The sequence below is a fragment of the Massilia sp. 9096 genome (genome assembly GCF_000745265.1).
Lineage (GTDB): Bacteria > Pseudomonadota > Gammaproteobacteria > Burkholderiales > Burkholderiaceae_D > Telluria.
This window is the reverse complement of the sequence record NZ_JQNN01000002.1, coordinates 134,859-155,828: the sequence shown is the minus strand read 5'-3', so window position 1 is coordinate 155,828 and position 20,970 is coordinate 134,859. Positions and strand designations below refer to the sequence as shown.

At 62.5% G+C, this 20,970-nt stretch carries 12 protein-coding genes and 3 pseudogenes; 3 read left to right on the top strand and 12 right to left on the bottom strand.

The window, feature by feature from the left end:
• Window positions 1-487: 487 nt before the first annotated feature.
• Genes FA90_RS27570 through FA90_RS27445 form a run of 3 tightly spaced genes read right to left on the bottom strand, consistent with a single transcriptional unit; the run spans window position 488 to window position 1,034 of the window.
• Entirely contained in the window at window positions 488-646 is a 159-nt protein-coding gene (locus FA90_RS27570) for a hypothetical protein (protein ID WP_373994646.1), read from the bottom strand.
• 8 nt (window positions 647-654) lie between these two features.
• Window positions 655-921: a DDE-type integrase/transposase/recombinase gene (locus FA90_RS27565; RefSeq protein WP_081934170.1), complete on the bottom strand. Its 267-nt coding sequence runs from the start codon at window positions 919-921 to the stop codon at window positions 655-657.
• On the bottom strand, window positions 849-1,034 hold the full coding sequence (locus tag FA90_RS27445; protein WP_239701117.1) for a hypothetical protein: 186 nt from the start codon (window positions 1,032-1,034) through the stop codon (window positions 849-851). Before FA90_RS27445 ends, FA90_RS27565 begins: the two co-directional genes overlap by 73 nt.
• Between FA90_RS27445 and FA90_RS25345 the strand changes: the two genes are divergently transcribed.
• The gene (locus tag FA90_RS25345; RefSeq protein WP_051972277.1) at window positions 981-1,637 is read left to right on the top strand and encodes an IS6 family transposase; all 657 of its coding nucleotides are present in this window, start codon (window positions 981-983) and stop codon (window positions 1,635-1,637) included. The two genes, FA90_RS27445 and FA90_RS25345, sit on opposite strands and share 54 nt — an antisense overlap.
• A 366-nt stretch (window positions 1,638-2,003) precedes the next feature.
• Here the strand turns inward: FA90_RS25345 and FA90_RS24655 are convergent, their stop codons facing one another.
• The 9 genes and pseudogenes from FA90_RS24655 to FA90_RS26840 form a co-directional block, all read right to left on the bottom strand.
• On the bottom strand, window positions 2,004-2,849 hold the full coding sequence (locus FA90_RS24655) for a hypothetical protein (RefSeq protein ID WP_036177557.1): 846 nt from the start codon (window positions 2,847-2,849) through the stop codon (window positions 2,004-2,006).
• Window positions 2,850-2,970: 121 nt separating this feature from the next.
• Window positions 2,971-4,392 carry an ATP-binding protein gene (locus tag FA90_RS24650; protein ID WP_081934169.1) on the bottom strand — a complete coding sequence of 474 codons (1,422 nt, stop codon included), beginning with the start codon at window positions 4,390-4,392 and terminating at the stop codon, window positions 2,971-2,973.
• Window positions 4,365-4,787: pseudogene (locus FA90_RS27790) on the bottom strand (ATP-binding protein); the annotation flags it as partial. The pseudogene FA90_RS27790 and the gene FA90_RS24650, both read right to left, overlap by 28 nt.
• 314 nt (window positions 4,788-5,101) lie before the next feature.
• Complete coding sequence (locus FA90_RS24640) at window positions 5,102-5,560, bottom strand: RES family NAD+ phosphorylase (RefSeq protein WP_036177544.1); 459 nt, start codon at window positions 5,558-5,560, stop codon at window positions 5,102-5,104.
• The gene (locus FA90_RS24635) at window positions 5,557-6,024 is read right to left on the bottom strand and encodes an antitoxin Xre/MbcA/ParS toxin-binding domain-containing protein (protein ID WP_036177540.1); all 468 of its coding nucleotides are present in this window, start codon (window positions 6,022-6,024) and stop codon (window positions 5,557-5,559) included. The genes FA90_RS24640 and FA90_RS24635 overlap by 4 nt, the downstream gene beginning before the upstream one ends.
• A gap of 252 nt (window positions 6,025-6,276) precedes the next feature.
• Window positions 6,277-6,462: pseudogene (locus tag FA90_RS26070) on the bottom strand (IS3 family transposase); the annotation flags it as partial.
• A gap of 12 nt (window positions 6,463-6,474) precedes the next feature.
• Complete coding sequence (locus tag FA90_RS26065) at window positions 6,475-7,536, bottom strand: IS110 family transposase (protein WP_239700675.1); 1,062 nt, start codon at window positions 7,534-7,536, stop codon at window positions 6,475-6,477.
• 213 nt (window positions 7,537-7,749) lie between these two features.
• Window positions 7,750-8,595 (bottom strand): annotated as a pseudogene (locus FA90_RS26060) (IS3 family transposase); the annotation flags it as partial.
• Window positions 8,596-8,811: 216 nt separating this feature from the next.
• Window positions 8,812-9,009, bottom strand: coding sequence for a hypothetical protein (locus tag FA90_RS26840; RefSeq protein WP_156116944.1), 198 nt, complete (start codon window positions 9,007-9,009; stop codon window positions 8,812-8,814).
• A gap of 40 nt (window positions 9,010-9,049) precedes the next feature.
• On the opposite strand from FA90_RS26840, the gene FA90_RS24620 reads away from it, so the two are divergent.
• Window positions 9,050-10,771 (top strand): ShlB/FhaC/HecB family hemolysin secretion/activation protein, encoded by a 1,722-nt coding sequence (locus FA90_RS24620; protein WP_081934167.1) that lies wholly within the window; start codon window positions 9,050-9,052, stop codon window positions 10,769-10,771.
• Between the two features lie 21 nt (window positions 10,772-10,792).
• Window positions 10,793-20,965, top strand: a complete 10,173-nt coding sequence (locus tag FA90_RS24615) for a hemagglutinin repeat-containing protein (protein ID WP_036177525.1) — start codon at window positions 10,793-10,795, stop codon at window positions 20,963-20,965.
• The last annotated feature ends 5 nt before the right edge of the window (window positions 20,966-20,970 follow it).

Here is a 20,970-nt window from a genome sequence, read left to right as displayed (position 1 = left end):
CCGTTCACAAGCCGTCTATACACTTGGGTGACGCTTTTCCCCCGCTCGCCAACGCCACATGCGTCTCGCAGCCAGCGCCGAACCGCCTCCCGTTTTTATCGTAAGAATATAAGCAGCTTATAACGGCCATTCTCAACAAGAAGTTGGACGGCTGGGCTTCATCGACCGGTTATTAGCTCTTATAACAGCTCATGTACCCCGCTTCTGCCGAGCCAAACGCTGTTTCCTGCGCGACAAGGGGATAGAGCAAGACTGCTCAATGAAGGTGGACCTGGTGATGGCAAGCCGTCGGGACTACCGTGTCGAGAGCCGATGCGGAAACCTCGTGCAACGGTTGTGTCGCATTAAAAGTCCGAGGTCGCGATTTTCCTAACGGGGCGTTTTCCTTAGCCGGGACGGTCTAGTCCGGCCGGCGCATAGAATTGATCGGGGCTTTGTCGCATTGTCGAGCGAGGGCGGTTCTTCCCTTGGTGCGCATGACCTTGGCTTATGCCGGACGGAACTGTCGTGCCAGCGCATGAAATTGGTCGGCGAACGATATCGCGGCGACGCCATCGATCACGAACTGACCTTTGCGAATCATGTGCATGAGCTGGGTGCCAGCGAATACATTGGCGTCAGCGCGAAACGACTTGAAGCCAAGCATCGGCCTGGTTACGCGCTTGACCGCACGATGATCCTGCTCGACGATGTTTTGAGGTACTTGGCCAGTGCACGGTGGATCCGGGGAGCCATGACGGCGTTGATCTCGTCGATGGCGGCCTTCTTGGCGCCGCTTTTATCCATCACGATTCTTTCGGGCACACCGTTCTCGCGCACGGCTTTTTCGAAGAATTGCTTGGCAGCAGTCATATTGCGGTGCGCTGCGCTGTCAGAACGAAATCGACGGGCTTGCCTTTCTTTGTCAACGGCACGGTAGATACTTCCAGTGGCTCTGGTGCAAACTGAAGCTGCGCTAGAATGACGGCCTTTGCCCCGGCATTCGCAACTACACCAGCAAGAGCGACCTGTTCAAGGGTCGACACTTCGAACAAGAGATCATCATCCAGTGCGTGCGCTGGTACCTGCGCTACAAGCTGTCGTATCGTGACGTTGTCGAGATGATCGCCGAGCGAGGACTGCCGATCGCTCACACGACAATCCTTCCCTGGGTTCAGCGGTATGTACCGGAGTTCGACAAACGCTGGAGCCGCTTCGCGGCATCAGCTGGAACCTCGTGGCGGGTAGACGAGACCTACGTAAGAATCCGTGGCCGGTGGGCATATCTCTACCGTGCAGTGGACGCGTCAGGCAAGACGGTCGACTTCCGGCTGAGTCCGCGGCGCAACGTCGCCTCAGCGAAAGCGTTCTTCCGCAAGGCACTGCGCTACCAGCGCCAACCACCCGAGACGATTACGCTGGATGGTTACGCAGCCTCGCACCAGGGTGTTCGTGAACTTAAAGAGCAAGGGCAGCTACCTGACTTGACGAAGCTTGGCTCGTCGAAATACCTGAACAATCTGATCGAGCAGGACCATCGCAACGTCAAATCCAAACTAGGACCGACGCTGGGCCTGAAAGGTTTTACTTCCGCCGCCACGACAATTCGAGGCATCGAGCTCATGCATCGCATCCGCAAAGGCCAGTTCGACCTATAAGATCTGGTAACTCAGGGGCAAACTACGCCTGAAATCTGGGCAGCTGTGCTCGCTGCATGAGCTGCCTGCACATATAGCCACTTGACGCGTCCCTTATCCAAAATTTCCACTAAAGCCAGTCGCGGCATATTCGGCCCGGAAAATCTGCTGCGTGTTCAACAATGCGACAGAATCATACGAGTTGCGCTCGCAGAACTGCCGCCAACGGTCAAGGACTTGTGTTACTGGTCGCCAGTAATCTTTCCAGCCCAGCTATAGTGCACGAGGACGCTTCGCCAAGTAGTCGGTTGCGTGTAAGCGCCCAGCGCACTGCTTGTGCGCTCGTGAGCCCTCGACACAGGCCGCGTTCGCGTGCGACTATAACGCCTACCTGGCCCGCGCTGCCAAGAAGTACTCTTGAGGCAGCGCTTTGCCGTGCGCTCTCTGCATACGCCAGTGCGTGGCGATCGACGGATGGCTCGTGGCGTCCAAGATGCGTTGCGCCTCTGGGAGTTGGCTGAGGTAGCGCTCGGTATTCATGCTGGCGGTGAAAACGCGCTGGAGTTCGCTGGCGGCTGGCGACACCAGGTCGACGAAGCCGGGCAGGCTGAGGGCAATGACCAGGCCGGCTGGGTCAAAGTCCACGAACGCGTGGACGGGCAGGCCCAGCTGGTCGAGCAGTGCCACCACATGGTCCTGTCGGTACACCGGGCTCCCGCGAAACAGGACGAGCGGATTAGCACCGGCCCCAGATAGGTCAAACGTCGTGTGCTCGATGCCCGCGAATGCTTCCCAGTTTTCGACCACCAGCACGGCATCGTGGCCGTTCTCGCGGCTGACGAGCTGCCACTCAATGTCGAGGTTCGCTCCGTCTGGCATGTGCATCTCCCTGCCGCCGAGGAGCAGGGGCCGGCTAGGCAATGCTCGGACGGCGACGCGATCCTGCCTAACCGCGGCCGGGGTGAGCTTCTCGTTTCCCCCAAGATCCAGGCTTTCAGCCCGAGATAGGGCGTCCCACGAGGCGCTCGTGGTCGTGGCGGCGTCGATCCCCTCGGCCGCGCGCAGCAGCGCGGCTACTTCCTGCTTGTCACGGTCCGTGAACATGATAGAAGCACCTTTTGCATGGCCAATGCTGTAGGTCTTGACAAAACGGGTTAGCACTGCGCTCGCAGTGAAGCGCGACTTCTCGCTGTGATACACGCGCAGTAAGCTGATGATCAGGTTCTTTTCCATGCCAAAACGTCGCCTACAACAATGTTTCCGGACCTGGCATGCGTCGGCGCGCGCTCTTGCCAGGAGAATTCGAAGCCCCGCGTGGCGCCGGCGCGCACGGTGCCGACTCGGAGCGAGTGCATCACATACAGAAGCCATGCGCGGTCATCCAGGTCTGCATAGACCAACTGCTGGCGCTTCCACTCAAGGGCTGACAACGGCTCCACCTGGGCGTGCACGGCGGCGATGTAGCATCGATAGAGAGGTCGGGGGGTGTCAGGATGTCCTCGCGCACGACCTTGGCGATGTCGAACACCCAGCCTGGATGCTCGCTGCGCAGGAAGTAGAGGAGGGTGCCATCCTCTGGCATGTACAAGCGCTTGGCGTTTTCGAGCTTTTCATGCGCGACCGTCACCTGGCGCGCAGCGGCGGCTTTAAGTGTCTCCTGGCTGTGGAATGCGCCCTGGACCTTGTAATACGCCGTTTCGTGCGCACGGCGCTGTCGGTCAAGGGCATCGCGCTTGCCCCGCAGCTTGTCGAGAGCGTCTTGCTTGTCCTGCAGAGCGTGACCCGCGGCCGGGTCCGGAGCAGGGTGGCTTGCTGCATGCTGCCAGCGGCCCTGGTTCGCACTTGCGTCTTGGAGCTCTTTATCGAGCTGCGGCCGGCGGGCGTCATGCACTGCGGCGGCGCGCTCCTCTTCCTCCTGGTGGGCTTTACCGATCTGGTCGAATGCCAGATCATACTGGTCGCCCAGCTGTCGTAGCCGGTGTTGGGCCGCGTCCTTGTGAATGCGGAAGTTGTCCTTTTCGACCTGCTTCATCCTTTCATAGCTGTTGGAGATCTCCGACTGTTCCCCAAGCAGGGCACGGCGCCTTTCCTCCAGCTGTACAAGTTCGTCGCGCAGCTGCTGGGAGCGCGCCACCAAGGCTTCCTTCTTCTTCAGTTCGTGGCGCTCGAAGTCGGCGTGCTGCTGCTCGAGGTCGCCCGCCCTGGCTTCTGCAAAGCCGGCGTCGTTTGTGGCCGCCTGCTGCTTGCCGCGCAGCTCGCCGGCCTGCACGGTGAATCCTTCGGTCTCTTGGACCAAGGCGGCCTGGTAGTACCGTAGCTCGGCACTGGTCGCATGGATGCGCAGGTCGAGGTGCGTGAGCAGGCTCATGCACTTGGCTTTCACTTCGCCCATGGCCACCTCCGCCGCAGACAGGCGGCTATCAGCCTGTTCGACCGCGGCCATAGTCGGCGCCAGAGTCATCACATCGGTGTAGGCGTGGTAGTGCCGTGGCCAGTCCTCGATCTTCCTGCGATCGCCTGAGACCGACAGTGTGCTTCCGTGGTCGGCAACACACTCGACGACGATCCCCTGCAGGTCGTCGAAGTTGGTCTTGCGGCGGAACATGCCGGCGACGATCTTCTCGATCTGAGGGAGAGGGCGGTTTGTCGGCGTGACGGAATAGTCCGCCGTGAGTTCGCGCAAGTATCGCTGCCGCTGCCGATCGCGCGTGGCCGATGGAATGGCCTGGATGATCGCCGGTATTCGGACAGCGATTCGATCTGCTGCTCGCAGCACTGGAAGCCCTGCATCTTCAGGTGCTTGACGACGCCTTGCGTGCGCACCAGTTCACTATCCGGAAGGACGAATTGGCGCGGCTCGAAGCCGTGGCGGATGAAGCGGTAGATCACCTTCTCGCCGTTGCGGTCCGAATGAACGGCGACCTGGCGCTTCTCGCCGTGGCGCTCGTATTCGAAAACGATGTAGGATGTGTCTCGGGGCAGGTAATACCCGACGAACGATTGGCGCCCGGCCTCTTGTGTGACGATCCGATTCGGGCTCTCCCCGTAGAACACTGGTAGCAGCCGCAGCATTAAAGTCTTGCCGGCGCCATTCCGGCCGGTCAGCACTGCGCCATCGTCGACCCGCATGTCAACGATTCTCCCGCTGCTCAGGGAGTCGATGAGAACCATTCGGGTGAGGGCATATCGGTTGGATTCTTCAGCTGGAGGCACTTGGATGACACCGGGGAGGTCGGGGATCGCAGGTTCTGTCATCATGCTTTACCTTAGCGCGTTACTTGACTTACTGCAATAAATTATCGGCGCATGTTGCGGTGCTGCTGTCGTACCTATCGGTAGCAGTGGGGCAGTTTGATCTCAAAATACCGGGCTTTGCACACCTAGTCAGCCGACAATTCTTACTCGACATTAGAAAATGTATTGTCGACTGATTTCGATGCGGTTGTGTCATCGCAGCCTGCGCTTTCATGCTAGCCTCGCGGCGTCTACTGCTTGTACATGCGCCGATCAAACGTGAAGGGCCGCAGCATCGTCAACTTTACACGGACGTAATCCGGGTGCAGCGGATTGACGATGACATTGCTCTCCTCCGGCAAGACGACTGACGGGACTCGCATCGCCAAGGTTTCACTGCGCTCGAGCCAGGCTCGCCCAAGGCCCTGTACGCTGGTTGAAGTTGGCAGTTCGTCCCATCCGGTGGGAAGTTCGCTTGCGGCAGGCGTGAAGATATCGCACTCATCCGGAAAGTCGACCGCGACCAGAACCAGCGGAGGCAGCGGCGCCTGACCTACATGCACGAACTTCTCCAGTGCGCAGATAGCGATAGATGCGCCACAGTACAGCGCTGGCATCCCGACCGGATTCCAACGCCCGCCGTACAGTGCCGAGCCAGCACACAAGCGGTCAAGCGCATACTTGCGTTGAGCGATGCGCCACAACCTCATACGGCGCCGCCAGTGGCGATCGCATTAAGAACTTGCCGTACGGCTTTCGCTCCAGGTTCCGTATCCAGATAGTCAAGCGGGGCCCCGCCCAGGAAAGCTTGGTTGGGCGAACGTAGCCATTGTTTGGCCGCGGTCTCGTCTTCAAAAACGTCTTCTGCCATCGCAGCGACATCAGCCAGGCGCCACAGCCGTTCGGAAGCTGCCGAGTCTAACAGTGCATGGAGTTTGATCAGCCTGTGTGCCGTGGTATCGGGTACCCGTGTGATTGCCCGTATGCGGGCTGCTGGCACCTCGAAATAGTCGCCGGCGGCGGTTAGCAGATCGGCGTCGAAGCCGGTACGAATTGCTGCGACCGGATCGCGACCTGCCTTCAAGTCGTGGCGGAGCGCCGCGAACGTGTTTAGTGTTGACTTCGCGGTCGTCCGCTTACGTGGCATTTTTTCCTGCTGAGCCGAGTTTGTCATAAAACCTCCATTTGAATTGTTATGATATACCAAATGGAGCGCCATGTCCTTGAGTGTAGCGGACCGCAGATCGCGAATCCTCTCAAGGATGCGGCAAGTCGTGCTCCCAATGGCTGTGGTGCAAACTTTTAGCTCGGCTAGAATGACGAGCTTTGCCCAGCATGCCCAACCGTCCCAGCAAGACTAATCTGTTCAAGGCCGACACTTCGAGCAGAAGTGGACTTCCCCCGGTTCAGTAGAAAAATCTCGACCTCACGCTGAGGCGCGCTCGAAAGCCTCAGGGCTGATACCGCCCAGATGGCTGTGGCGCTTGGTTCGATTGTAAAAGACTTCGATGTAGTCGAAGATATCGGCCCGGGCCAAGTCCCGGGTTTTGTAGATGCGCTTGCGGATGCGCTCCTTTTTCAAACTGCTGAAGAACGATTCCGCGACAGCATTGACGCTCCTATGTCAAGAAGTCTTCGCTGCCGATGCCAAATCTACAAGAATCAGTGGGTAGAGCTCTCGCACAATATATCGCTTCAGGCACCGATGGATTTCCTTGCTCGACATGCCTTCGGCAGTGCGACGTTCGACGTATGCGCGGGTTCGAGGTTCGCTTCGCATTCGCACCATGGCGATAGTCCACAGTGCATTGTTTGCCTGTCTGTCGCCGCCACGGTTCAGTCGGTGACGTATTGTTTTGCCAGAGGATGCTGGTAGCGGATTCACGCCACACAGTGCGGCGAGTGCTGCCTCGCTATGCAAGCGTTCAGGATTGTCGCCAGCGACTGCGATGAGTGTGGCTGCGGTCTGTGGTCCGATACCAAACTGCTCACGCAGCCGTGGCGCCGCCTGGCTTGTCAGTTTCTCTAGAGAGCTGTCAAGCTCCTTTAGTTCGGCCGCGAGCGCTAACCAGCGCTTCGCTAGCAGACGCAGTGTCGTGGTCAATGTCTCCAGTTGTGTGCTCGTCCCCAAGTTCCGCAAATGTGCGCATGCCGCAACGCATTGTTCTGCCTTTGCTTTCCAAAGTCGTTCACGAATTTCCTGCGGAGCGCTGACTAGGATTGCCCTCAACTGATTGATGGCCTGGGTCTTGGCCTTGACTGCGCTTCGTCTCGCAACAGAAACGATGCGCATCGCTTCAGCAGCTCCGCAATGCGACTTGGGGATAGCAGTGGCGTCCCCAGAAAGCACGGATCGTGCAGCACTTTCTGCATCGGCCGGATCAGATTTTCCTTTCAACCGTCGCTTGCTGCGGTCCGGGCGATTGACCTCTAAAACTTCGATACCTTGCTCGCGTAAAACGCGGGCAAGGCCTGCACCATAAGTTCCAGTACCTTCGACTCCAGCGCGTGTAACGCGGCCCAGGGAGCGTGCCCAAGCTAACAATTTCTGGTAACCGCTTGCAGTCGTCGGCGTCACTAAAGTTCCGATCAACTTTCCTGCATCATTTATTACCGCGCCAACATGCGTATCCAAGTGTGTATCGACGCCGAGAATCACCTCGTTTTGCATTGATTGGTTATCCAAATCGTCTCCTTGTTCAAGGTAGGCGCATTACCAATCCCATTTGCTGGACAGGACACTCACGGTGCAGAACAAAGCTCCTATTAGGTCACAGGCATCTGGCCCGGTAACGCTCGGGGAACGCTCTGACCAAACCGACAGGTCAACGCAAAGGCAACAGGCCAATCCCAGCACGGGTCAGATTTGGCAGGCGTTCTCGACCATAATAGACTGAGTATCCCAGCAGTTGCCGCGTCGGCTCATGCTCGGCTCGAGGTTGTTGGCCTCGCAGAAGCGGCGCCAGTCGTCGCTTCCATATTGGCTGCCTTGATCGGAATGTACCAGTACCGGCTTCTTTGGCTTGCGTCGCCAGACTGCCATCAGCAAAGCATCGATCGCCAGCTCGCGCGACAAGGTCAAGCCTGATCAGGCGCATCGACGGTAAATTCTCGATTCAGTCGATTTGGAGCAATGATTGAAGGCCGGCCAGCAATCCTTCTGGGTGCTTTGTAGCCGCGTACAGCCTTGATCTTATTGACCTGCATGAGCCGCGCTACACGATTACGTCCGCAAGTCTCGCCGGCTTCTCGCAGATCGCCAAAGACGCGGTTGGCGCCGTAGACACCGCCGCTTGCCGAATACGAATGCCGGATTGCCTCGACCAAGCGAGCATCTTCCTTCGCTCGTTCCGATATCGGCTGGTGCAGCCATTGATAAAACCCGGCTCTGGCCACTTTCAAAATGCGGCACATAAGCACAAGCGAAAACTCGTGCCGATGCTCGTTCATGAACGGTACTTTACTCGGGCTCCCTGGCAAAGTACCGTGCGGCTTTTTTTAGCAGATCGCGCTCCTCTTCCAGACGGCGCATCTGGGACCGCAGCCGCAGGATCTCGCTTTTTGCTTCGACCAACTCGGCACTTTGCTTCTCGTCCTTTGTTGGCATCACTGCTTTGACCCACTTGTACAAACTATGGGCCGATACCCTCAATCGGGCTGCAACCTCCGGGACAGGGTAGCCCCGCTCGACCACTTGCCTGACTGCTTCTTCCTTGAATTCCGGTGTGTAACGCTGCGTGCTCATTTATTTCTCCTATGCTCAAATCATAGGTCAGAAATGTCTACCAGAGTAGGGGAAGTCCAGCTTACGAAAGCGAGTGTCGATAAACATACCCTTGTCTCTCCCGGCTTGCATGTAAGTTGCGGGCTTGCCAATTACAACGAATCCTAACTCACATATAGATCGTATTGACAGTCCGCTTCCAGATATTGAAGTTTAACGCTTCGATATTTTGCAAAGTTATTTTTTGGGAAATTGAATTGTTTTGCTTTTAACGGCAAAAAGGACATTTTCACCGTATGTACTCGCATCTGCGTCTCCTCGCCGCAACGGCAATGCCGATTTTTGTTTTTTTTGATGATCAGCAGCAACAAGGTCAGTAAAATCACTGCGCCATTTCAAAAAAGTTGCTGTCAATAAACTTGGGTCAGCATTCATCGCCTTAAGTTAACAATTCAAGCCTTCGAAAAAAAATTTCATGCGTGTTCCGGTCAGGTTTTTCACTCTTATCGTAGTCTCTTTGGCATCTTCTCCCGCGCTGGTGAGTGCCCAGACCCAGTCCGACATCAATGCGGCGGGGCGACAGGGTGATGCGATTCAAAATCAGCAGCAGCTGCAGCTCCTGCGCGACCAGCAGGCGGCGCGCCGTGCGCTCGCGCCGAACGGCATCGATCTGAACCAGCTTGCCCCGCCAAAGGCAGCGCCCACAGCTAGCCTCACCTGCCAGAACATCAGCAAGATCCTAGTGATCGATGCGCCTTTCTTTCCCGAGAAGGCACTCGTGCAACTCAATCAGGATTACGCCGGTAAATGCTTGGCGGTAAAAGACATTGAGGCGATATTGGCCAGCGTGACGCGGTTTTATATCGAAAAAGGCTATATCACCACCCGCGCTTATTTGCCTGAACAGGATTTGAGCACACATCGCCTAGTGATCAAGGTCGTGATCGGCCAGGTGCAAAAGATCAGTGTCGAAGATGGCGGCAAGCACAGCGTGTCGGTGCCAACTATTTTTCCAGGTGCGATTGGAAAACCTCTGAATCTGCGCGATTTCGAGCAGGGTATCGATCAGATCAATCGCCTCGCATCGAATAACGCGCAGATGGACGTTGTTCCGGGGAGCGGTGTCGGCGAAAGCATCGTCGTCGTGCGCAACGCGCCGTCGTTTCCAGTGCATGGTCTGGCAACCTACGATAACCAAGGCAGCGTGTCGACTGGCGCCAACCAGGCTGCGGCCACCGTGGGTGTCGACAACATCCTGGGCTTTGATGAGTACCTCAGCATGACGCGCCGCACCTCGGTGCCATCGAGCGGCGCGCACAAGTCGTCCACCGACGACGTTAACTTTTCCATTCCTTTCGGGTACAACTTGCTGACGCTGGACGCCAGCGCGTCGCGCTACGAGAGCGTGCTGGTCACGCCCAGCGGCCAACAGCTGCTGTCCAGCGGCACCAGCCATAACCGCTCCGTGTCCCTCAACCAGGTCAATTACCGTGACCAGAACAGCCGCTGGTCCACGTCCGAAACCTTCACGGCCAAAAGCGCCAACAATTATCTGGCCGACCAGTTGCTGGGCGTGAACAGCCGCAATCTGAGCGTGCTCGACCTGGGCACCAATTATTCGGTCACGCTGGGTGGCGGCTATATGGTCGGGCAGCTCGACTATCAGCGCGGCCTGAAGGCCGATAAGGCGCTGCAGGACATGCCCGGCCTGGAGCGACAATCGCCGCATGCGCAATTCAATAAATGGACGCTCGACCTCGACTTCACGCGCAGCTTTGCGGCGCTGGGCCAGGACTTCGTGTTCAACACACATTTCAATGGTCAGTATGCGCCCCAAGCCTTGTTCGGTTCGGAACAGATCGCCATCGGCGGAATTTATTCGGTGCGTGGCTTCAATAACCTCGTCATCCTTGGCGACAAGGGCTACTACCTGCGCAACGAATTATCGATGCCTAAGTCGTTCACGATCGGAGGCGAGCCCGCCACCGGACGCCTGCGTGCCGGTTTCGATTACGGTCACGTGATCAGCACCGCCAATGGCGTGCAGGAAGGCACGCTAAGCGGCTTGACCTTCGGCCTGTCCATGACGATCCGCCGCTTCACGGTCGAGCTGTTCGAATCATCACCGCTGACCTTGCCCCACGAATTGAAACGCGAGTCGGCCCAGACTTGGTTCCGCTTGACCTACGGCATCTGATAACGAATAAAGAGAACAAGAATGAACAAGATTTTTCGCGTCATCTGGAATGCCAGGACCGCTTGCTGGACCGCTGTTTCCGAATTCGGCAAGACCGCCGGCGGCGGCGGCGCCTCGAGCGTCGCCACCGCAACCGCGGCGGTGGCGCTGACCTTAAGCGTGCCGCTTTACAGCTTCGCCAGCGCACCGCCCACGCCTACGGCGCTACCAACCGGCGGCAACACGACGTCGTACGTCGCGCCGAACGGTGTCACCGTCGTCAACATCGCAACGGCCAACGGCGCCGGCCTGTCGCACAACTACTTTACCCAGTACAACGTGCAGTCGAACGGCATGGTGCTCAACAATGGCGACTCCAGCCAGATGAGCCGTGTCTCGCAACTGGCCGGTCAGGTTTCCGCCAACCTGAACCTGGTCAATCCGGCGTCGGTCATCCTGAACGAAGTCGTGTCGAACAACCGCACGACGCTGGCCGGCTATACCGAAGTGCTGGGCACCAAGGCCGACGTGATCGTCGCCAACCAGTACGGCATCACCTGCTCCGGCTGCGGCTTCATTAACAGCCCGCGCGTCACGCTCACCACGGGTGTGGCGCAACTGAACAGCGACGGTAGCATGGGACTGCTGAAAGTCGGCACCGGCGACATCCTGATCACCGGCAGCGGGTTGAATGCGACCAACCAGCAGGTCCTGGACCTAGTGGCGCGCTCGGTGGTACTGGATGGCCAGATCAATGCGCAGGACGTCGGCATCGTGGCCGGCGCCAACCAGTGGAACTACGCGACCCGCGCCGTGAGCGGTCCGGCGGACGCCACCGGCTTGGCACCGACGCGCGCCATTGACAGCACGCTACTGGGCGGCATCTACGCCAACCGCATCCGCCTGATCGCCACCGAGGCGGGCGTCGGGGTGCGCATGCTAGGCGATGCGGCCGCGTCAGCAGCGGAATTCTCGCTCACGTCCGCCGGCAAGGTGATTCTGCAAAATCATGTTTCGGCGCAGACCGACCTGAACCTAGCCGTCACCAGCGGCGATGCCCAAGCGCTGCAGTTGAACGGCACGTCCCTGAGCGCCTCCCAGGACATCAACGTCAGCGTCAGCGGCAACGCCGCGCTCCTGGGCGGCGCCATGGTCGCGTCGCGCGACGTGGCGATCAATGTCGGCGCATTGGCCGACACGGCCGCCGCAGGCAACCTGGCCGACAACAACCGGCGCTATGCCGGGCGCAACATGCACCTGTCGTCAGCCGGCGCAGCCACGCTGGACGGCACTAGCTGGAGCAGCGTGCAGGCCCTAGACGGCCAGTTCGGCGCCCTGGCGCTGGGCGCCAATAGCACTCACGTGTATGCCGGCACCAGCGAGTCGCTCTCGACCAATGCGGGCGACATGGCGCTCGGCAACGCCCTGCTCAAGAGCACGAACGACCTGAGCCTGAGCGCCGTCGGCCAGCTGTCCACGACCGGCGGCGCCGGCCAGGGCATCGAATCGACGAATGGCAACGTGTCGCTGGCGGCTACCAGCGGCCTGGTCAACGCCGGCCAGATCAGTGCCGACGCGGGCGGCGTGCGCGTGCGCGCGAACGGCACCGTCAGCAACAGCGGGACGGTCCACGCGGCCGGTACGCTTGACATCGCCGACCGCAACGGCGGCGCCACGCAAAACCTGAGCAACACCGGTACACTGCTGGCAGACGGATCGATGCGCATTGGCGGCGCGGCGCTTGCCAACGCGGCCGGCGCCGTGATCCAGGCGAACACGGGCAGCACGGTCCAGGGCGCCAGCCTGAACAACCAAGGCACCTGGCTGCTGTCGACCCATGGTGCGCTCGACACGGTCGGCGTGAGCGGCGCGCTCACTAACCAGGGTGTCCTGCAATCGGACCGCGACCTCGCCTTGACCGCCAACACGGTTGCCAACCAGGGCACGCTGCTCGCCGGCGGCAACCTGACGGCCAACTTGGGCACGGCCCTGAACAACACGGCGACCGTGCAAGCCGGCCAGGCGCTCACCGTGACCGGCAATGCGGCGCTGACGAACGGCGTCGACGGTAAAGTGCTCGGCAATACGATGGCGATCGGGGCGGGCAGCCTGGATAACGCCGGCGTACTGCAAGCCACCAGCGGTAGCGTCACGACGTCGGGCCAACTGCACAATGCAGCTAGCGGCGTGATGGCGCTGGCCACTGCCGACGGCGCGGGTGCGGCGGTGAGCGCGGCCAGCTTGACCAATGCCGGGCAACTGCAGTCGAAGGGCACGCTGGCCGTGAACGTGGGTGCCGGCGGCCTGAACGACAGCGGCACGATGCTGAGCGTCGGCGACCTGAGCGTCACGGCGCAGAATGCAGCGCCCGGCAACGTCGTCATCGACGGCGTGCTCGAATCGATCGGTGGTGCGGCTACGATCCGGAATGCTGCGACGGTGACCGTCAACAACCACGGCCAGCTGGTCGGCGATACGGTGGCGGTCGGCGCGCATGCGATGACGGTCAATGCTGGCGCCCTGGTCAGCGCCAACCACGGCATGCGCCTGGCCATGGACGGCCTGAACAACAGCGGCACCGTGCAGGCCGGCGGCAACCTGGCTGCCACCGTTAGCGTCGGCGGCCTGAACGACAGCGGCACGATGCTGGCGGTCGGCGATATCGACCTGTCCGGCGCTGCCCCTTATGCCCTGACGGTCGGCGGCATGTTGCAGAGCAACGGCCATGCAACGATCAACAACGCCAATCTCCACGTGAGCGGCAGCGGCCAGCTGCTGGCCAACCAGCTCAGCGTCAACGGTCCTGCGCTGAGCGTGGACGGCGGCGCACTGGTAAGTTCCGCCACCGGCATCGACATGGCGCTGGGCACGCTAGCCAACAGCGGCACGGTGCAAGCCAGCGCCAACCTGAACGCCAACGTGGCCTCGACCCTGGACAACAACGGTGCGGGCACCCTGCACGCAGGGCAGGCACTGGCTATCGGCGGCAGCGCGGCGATCACCAACGCGGCCGGCGCCGCCATCCTCGGCGACACGCTCGCCGTCACTGGCGCCAGTCTCGACAATGCCGGCACGGTGCGGGCGGACACGGCCGGCGCCATCACGACCACTGGCCGCCTGAACAACGCGGCCAGCGGCCTGCTGTCGCTTACAAGCCTGAACACCGGCACGGCGACGGTGACGGCAGGCACGCTGGTCAATGCCGGCCAGCTGCAATCCAGCGGCACGCTAGCGGCCAACATCGGCGCGGGCGGTTTGAACGACAGCGGCGTGATGGTCAGTGCCGGCAACCTGACCGTGGCCGCGCAGAACGCGCCGTATGACGTTGTCATCGATGGCGTCCTCGATTCGATCGGCGGCACTGCCGCGATCCGGAACGCAGCCACCGTCAGCGTGAACAACCATGGCCAGCTGGTCGGCACGCAAGTGACGCTGGGCGCGCAGGCCGCGACCGTCAACGCCGGCGCGGTGCTCAGCGCCGCCGATGCGATGAACCTGTCCGTCGACACACTCACCAACAGCGGCATCCTCCAGGCGCAGAACGACCTGGCCATCCGCGCCAGCGCGGCCCTGTCCAACAACGCCGTGCTGTTCGCCGGAAAAACGCTGGCCGTGAGTGGCAATGCCGCCCTGAGCAACGGCGCGAACGCGGCGATGGTGGGCGACACGCTCGCCATCAACGTGGCGAGCGTCGACAATGCCGGCTTGGTGCAGGCAACGCGCAGCAGCAACGTCAGCACGGCGTCGACGCTCAAGAACGAGGCCAGCGGCGTGATGTCGCTGGCCACCGCCAGCGGCGGCAGCGCCACTGTGGCCGTGGCGCGCCTTGACGACGCCGGCATCCTGCAGGTCAACGGCAACCTGACGGCCACGATCGGCAGCGGCGGCTTGAGCGTCGGCGGCACGCTGCTGGCGGCCGGCGACCTGACCGTGTCAGGCGCCAATCCGTACGCCGCCGCGATCGGCGGCACGCTCCAGGGCGGCGGCCACGTGACCGTTGGCAACGCCACGATCGGCGTTGCAAACGGCGCCAAATTGCTGGGCAACGTGCTGAGCGTCAGCGGGGCTGCGCTCAACGTCGACGGCAGCGGCCTGGTCAACGCCGACCGCGACATGGACCTGCACCTGGGCGCCCTGACCAACAGCGGCACCGTCGAAGCCTCCGGCAACCTGGTCGCCACCATGGGCGTGGGCGGCGCCACCAATGGCGGCATGCTGCTGGCCGGCGGCGACCTGACGCTGTCGGGCAGCCAGCCGTACACCCTGGGCGTCGGCGGGACCGTGCAGGGCGGGGGGCTGGTCACGGTCAGCAATGCGAACGTGCACCTGAACGGCAGCGGCACGCTGCTGGGCAACAAGCTGACGGTGTCGGGCCAGACGCTGCAGATCGACGACGGCGCGAAGGTCGAGTCGTTCGACGACATGAACCTGACGCTCAACCGGCTGACGATGGGCGGTTCGTCGTCGGTCATCCTGGCGGCCGTGAACGGCAACGGCAACGCCACCATCCGGGTCGACAACGCATTCAGCAACCCCGGCGCGATCCATTCCGAGACGGGTCTGGCGTTGACCGCGCCGGCGCTGACCAACACCAGCACCGGCGGCATTTCCACCAAAGGCGACCTGACCCTGAACGCGACGAACGGCGATATCAGCAACGCCGGCGCCCTGTACGCCGGCGGCAACCTGGGCGCGAGTGCGTCCGGCACGATCACGAACCTGGGCAGTGGCAGCGGGCCGCAGGGCACCATCGATGCCCAGCATGGCATCGCGCTCACCGCCGGCACGATCGTCAACAGCAGCACGATCACGGCGGGCGGCGACGTGACACTCAGCGCATCCAAGATCCACAACGATATCTACGGCGGCGACACCCGCACGCTGCAGAGCGCGACCACGCCGGTCACGGTCCAGACCAACCACATCGATTGCACGGACTGCGATGGCGCGAACCGCACAGAGACCTGGTATTACACTTCGACGTACTCGCAAAGCCTGGCCTACACCGGCGCCACGGCGACGGCGACCAAGCCGAGCATTATCGGCGGCGGCACGGTCACGCTCAAGGGCTTCGACACCGGCACCAACGTCGGCGGGATCGTTTCGGGCTATCAGGTGCAACTGACCGGCAACGGCGGCGGCGCCAACTTCACCAACAATCCGATGACGCTGACGCGCACGGATTACACCGAGACCTACGAGCACTACATCGACTATATCGCGCAAGGTCCGGCCAAGTACACCGATGACTCGCACCATAACGATTCGCTGACGCACACGACGGTCGCACTGCCGAGCATCGGCGCCGGCATCTTCGCGCACGACGCCCTGAACGCGAGCGGGTTCGCGCTGGCCAACGGCATGCAGAACGACGGTGCCCAGTTCAACAAGGCCGCGACGCCGAAGGGCGGGCCTGCCGGCGCACAATCAGCCAGCCTGATGCCGGCATCGGGTGCCAGCCAGACCTCGACCGCGAATCACGGCCTGTCCAGCACGGCCGCAGGCAACCTGGTCGGCGGCGGCAGCACGACCTTCGCCGGCACGTCCACAAGCACGCTGGGCACCGCTGGCGGCGGCCAGCTGCAATCGGGCGTGGCGGCGGTCGCGAGCAGCACCGCGATCACCTACGGCGGCCTGAACCTGGCGCTGCCGGCCAACCCGAACGGCTATTACGTGACCTCGAAGGCGCCCAACGCTTCCTACCTGGTCGTGACCAACCCGCTGTTCGGCGTCACGTCGAACCCGACCGGCTCGTCCTACCTGGCCACGCAGCTGGGCTACAACCCGGACCAGATCGGCCTGCGCCTGGGCGACTCGAATTACGAAGCCTACCTGGTGCAGCAGCAGCTGATCGCCCAGACCGGCCACAATCTGATCGACGGCTACAGCAATCTGGCCGCGCAAATGCAGGGCATGCTCAACCAGGCCGTGACGGAAAGTAAGTCGCTGGGATTGGTGTTCGGCCAGCCGCCAAGCAGCGACCAGCTTGCCAAGCTGGGCCACGACATCGTCTGGATGGTCAGTACCGTCGTCGACGGCAAGACCGTGCTGGCGCCGCAGGTGTACCTCGCCGCGTCCACCGCGGCCAGCCTGAACGCCGGCTCGGCGGTCATCTCGGGCGGCGAGGTCAACATGAACCTGACGTCGATGACCAATACCGGCGGCGTCATCGCCGGTACCAACAACCTGAACATCACGTCGACGGGTGACATCACCAACCGGTCCGGCACGATCACGGGTGGCAACGTCGCCCTCAAGTCGACCGCCGGCAGCATCGTCAACCAGACTGCCGTCAGCGGTTCGGGTAATGCGCTGCAGTACGTGACCGATGTCGGCAAGACCGCCGGTATCGTCGCGACCGGCAACCTGAGCCTGAATGCCGGACAGGACGTCAAGAACATCGGCGCGCAGATGGCTGCGGGCGGCAACGCCAGCCTGGTGGCCGGCAACAACGTCACCTTCGACACGATTGCCAGGAAGACGACCGTCAGCAGTTCGAGCGCCGAGTCTGGCTTCATGAAGTCCACGGTCAGCTCCACCAGCACGACCACGGTCGATCAAATCAAGTCCGGCCTGACCGCCGGCGGCGACCTGAACATCAGCGCGGGCAAGGACATCACCCTGGCCGGCACCGACACCGTGGCGGGCGGCAATGCGAAGCTGGACGCCGGCGGCGACATCAACCTGCTGGCGCGCGCCAACTCGCGTACCACGCACAGCGAAAGCAGCACGTCTGGCCTGGGCGTGGGCGGCGGCCTGGCCGGCAATTCGACGACGACCACCGACAGCGTCTCGAACCGCAACGTGGCCTCGACCCTGAGCATCGGCGGCAATGCCAGCATGACGGCCGGGAAGGACATCACGCTGCTGGGTTCGACCACGGACATCAAGGGCAACGGCGACATCAACGCCACCAACGTCAACGTGTTGGCCGGCCTCGATTCGAACGAGACCCACACCACCACCAAGACCACGACTTTCCTGAAAGTGGACAGCGGTAGCGGCAGCGCCAGCGCGGACGCAAGCGCGGGCAAGAGCGCGAGCTCGAGCGGCGGTCAGGGCGCCAAGGCCTCGGCCCAGGCCAACGCCGAAGCCAGCGCTGCGGCGCAGGGCAGCGGCGGCCTGGTGCTGGCGTCGACCTCCACCACCCGCACCGACACGCTCAACACCACCCACGTCGGCTCGAGCCTGAACGTGGGCGGCGATCTGAACATCAACGCCAAGAACGACGTCAACGTCGTCGGCAGCAGCGTGGCGGCCGGCGGCAACGCCAACGTCAACGCCACCAACGTCAACGCGCTGGCGGCCGAGGACGTGTCGACCTCGCACACCAGCACCAGCACCACCAGCATTGGCTTGATGGGTAGCAGCGACAACCAGGCCAATGCCCATGCCAACGCGGGCGCCAGCGCGGACTCGGGCGCGTATGCCAGCGGCCACGCGGGTGCGAACGGCGTCAGTGGCGCGGCCGGGCTCGATCCGACCAAGGCGAGCGCGCAGGCTGGCGCGGAAGCCGGCGCCAGCGCCTCGTCGGAAAACCGCCTGGCGCTGATGAAAACCTCGACCAGCACCACCGACACGCTCGACGTCACGCACCAGGGCGCATCGATCAGCGCAGGCGGCAACCTCGGCATCAACGCGAGCAAGAGCTTGACCACCACCGGTTCGTCGCTGGGCGCGGGACAGGATTTGAACCTGCAGGCGAAAGACATGAGTTTCAACGCCGCACAGGACGTGCACCAGATCTCGACCACCAGCAGCACCACCTCGGTCGGCCTGTACGCCGACGCCAGCGCCGACGCCTCTGCCAAGGCCAACGCCGGGGTCGGCGGCGCCAACATGACGGCCAGCGCCGACGCGTCGGCCGAGGCGAATGCCAAGGTCGGTGTCGGGGTGTATGCCAGTAATACGACCACCAGCTCGACGCACGGCAGCACCACTGCCCAAGTGTCGTCGCTGTCGGCCGGTGGCAACATGACGCGCAACGCGGGCGGCACGATCACCGACGTCGGCACCTCGATCAGCGCAGGCGGCGACCTCAACCAATCGGCCACGACCATCGTCAGCCAGGCCGCCCGTAATACGACGTACGATTCGGACAGCTCGGTGACCAACACGGCCAAGATCGGCGTGTATGCGGAAGCCAGCGCCAAGGCCGAGGCGAATGCCAGCGGCTCGGCCGGCATTGGCGGCCACACCGCGGACGCCGATGCCAAGGCCGAGGCCAGTGCCGGGGCCGGCATCAACGCCACCTACGAGAACAGCCAGGCCAAGTCGACCAGCGCGAGCAGCGACGCCGTGGTCTCGACCGTCAACGTGGGCGGCAAGTTCAACAGCACCTCGACCGGCAAGACCGTGCTCGAAGGCACCAACATCACCTCCGGCGGCGACGCCTCGCTGAAGGCCGCATCGCTCGACTACACTGCGGCGCAGAACACCGCCAGCAGCAGCGACAAGAGCGTCGACGGCAAGGGCGAAGTGAAAGTCGACCTGGTGCAGAAGAGCGTAGGCCTGGCCGCGAGCTTCGACAATTCGAACGCGACCAGCACGTCGACCACGGCGGTCGTGGGCTCGATTAATTCGGGCGGCAAACTGGACATCACGACGACCGGCGACGCCAATTTCACCGGTACTACCCTGGCTTCCACCGACAAGACCACGCTCAACAGCGGCGGCAACGTCACTTTCGCTGCTGCTGCCAACACCAGCAGCGACACCAGCAACGGCTTGAGCGTGGCGGCTGACGTCACGGTGGGCAAGGGCGAAGGCGGCGGCAAGAGCGGCGGCTTCAATGCGAGCGCCGGCTATACCAACGAAAGTTCGCAGAGCAGCGACGCGGTAGCCGCCAGCATCACCAGCGGCGGCGGCTTGTCCATCAACTCGGGCGGCAACGCCACCTTCGTGGGCACTACCATTGCGGCGCAGGGCGACACCTCGATCGCCGCCAAGGGCGACCTGGCGTTCCAGGCCGCGCACAGCACGGCGAGCAGCCAGTCGTTTGGCGTCGACGCGTCGATCGGGGCGTCCAAGGAAAGCTCGGCCAAGGAGGGCACGACCAAGTCCGGCGAGATCGGCCTGGGTGGCGAATATGCGAAGTCCAACAGCAACACCGCGACGGCAGGCAGCATCACGTCGGGCGGTAACCTGAACCTGTCGTCGGGGGCCAACACCACGCTGGAAGGCACCACCGTCGCCGTGGGCGGGCAAGCCTCGATCGCCGCTGGCGGCAACGTCAACGTGACCGCCGCGGTGAGCACCTCCAGCAGCACCGGTTTCTCGGCGTCGCTCGAGGCGAGCCACGAAAGCACCACCAAACCGGCAGCGGGCGGCGCCGCCAAACCGGCGGCGGGCGGCGCCGCCAAACCGGCGGCGGGAGCGGGCGCAGCGATGGCGGCCGCCAAGGGAGGCCAGGGCGCCAAGGCCGGCGCGGCCGAGGCGAAGCCCGAAGCCGAGGAGGGGCCGGAGACCAAAGGCAAGACCGGCTTCAGCCTGGCAGGACAGAACGAGACCACTGCGGCGGCGGGTACCATCAGCGCCGGCAACGGCTTTAACATCACGGCGGGCGGCAACGCCGGCTTCAGCGGGACCAAGATCGATGGCGGGACCGGCGACGTCGCCGTCAACGCTGGCGGCAACGTCGCGTTCGGCACCGCCGACGGCAGCGCGCACGGTGGCTCGATCGGCGCCACCAACACCGTCATCAACAATGCATCGTTGAGCGGCGCCACCACCAAGCAGGCGGCCGAGATCCAGGCCGGCGGCAACGTCACCGTCAATGCGGGCGGCAGCGCCAGCTTCGCCGGCACCCAGGCCACCAGCGCCGGCAGCATCGCTGTCAATGCCGCCAAAGGCGTGACCACCCAGAATGCGACCAGCGCTAGCGGACAGATCGGCCTGACCCAGGCCGGGGCATCGGTCGACACCCAGACGGTATCGCTCAAGGGCGGCGCCGGTACGCTGATCCAGGCCGGACCGGCCCGTAACTTCAGCGCGAGCGTGGCGATTCCTGCCGCCTTGCCACCCGGAACCAGCGTGGCGGCGCAGACAGCGGACGGCAAGCCTTTGCCGAATTGGTTATCCTTCAATGCGGCGACCGGCAAGTTCAGCGGCACTCCCCCGGCGGATTTTTCCGGCTCCCTGGGCGTGCAGGTGAGCATTCCGCAATCGGATGGAACGCCGAAGATCGTCAGCATGAATTTTTCGGCGACGCCATGAGAGCG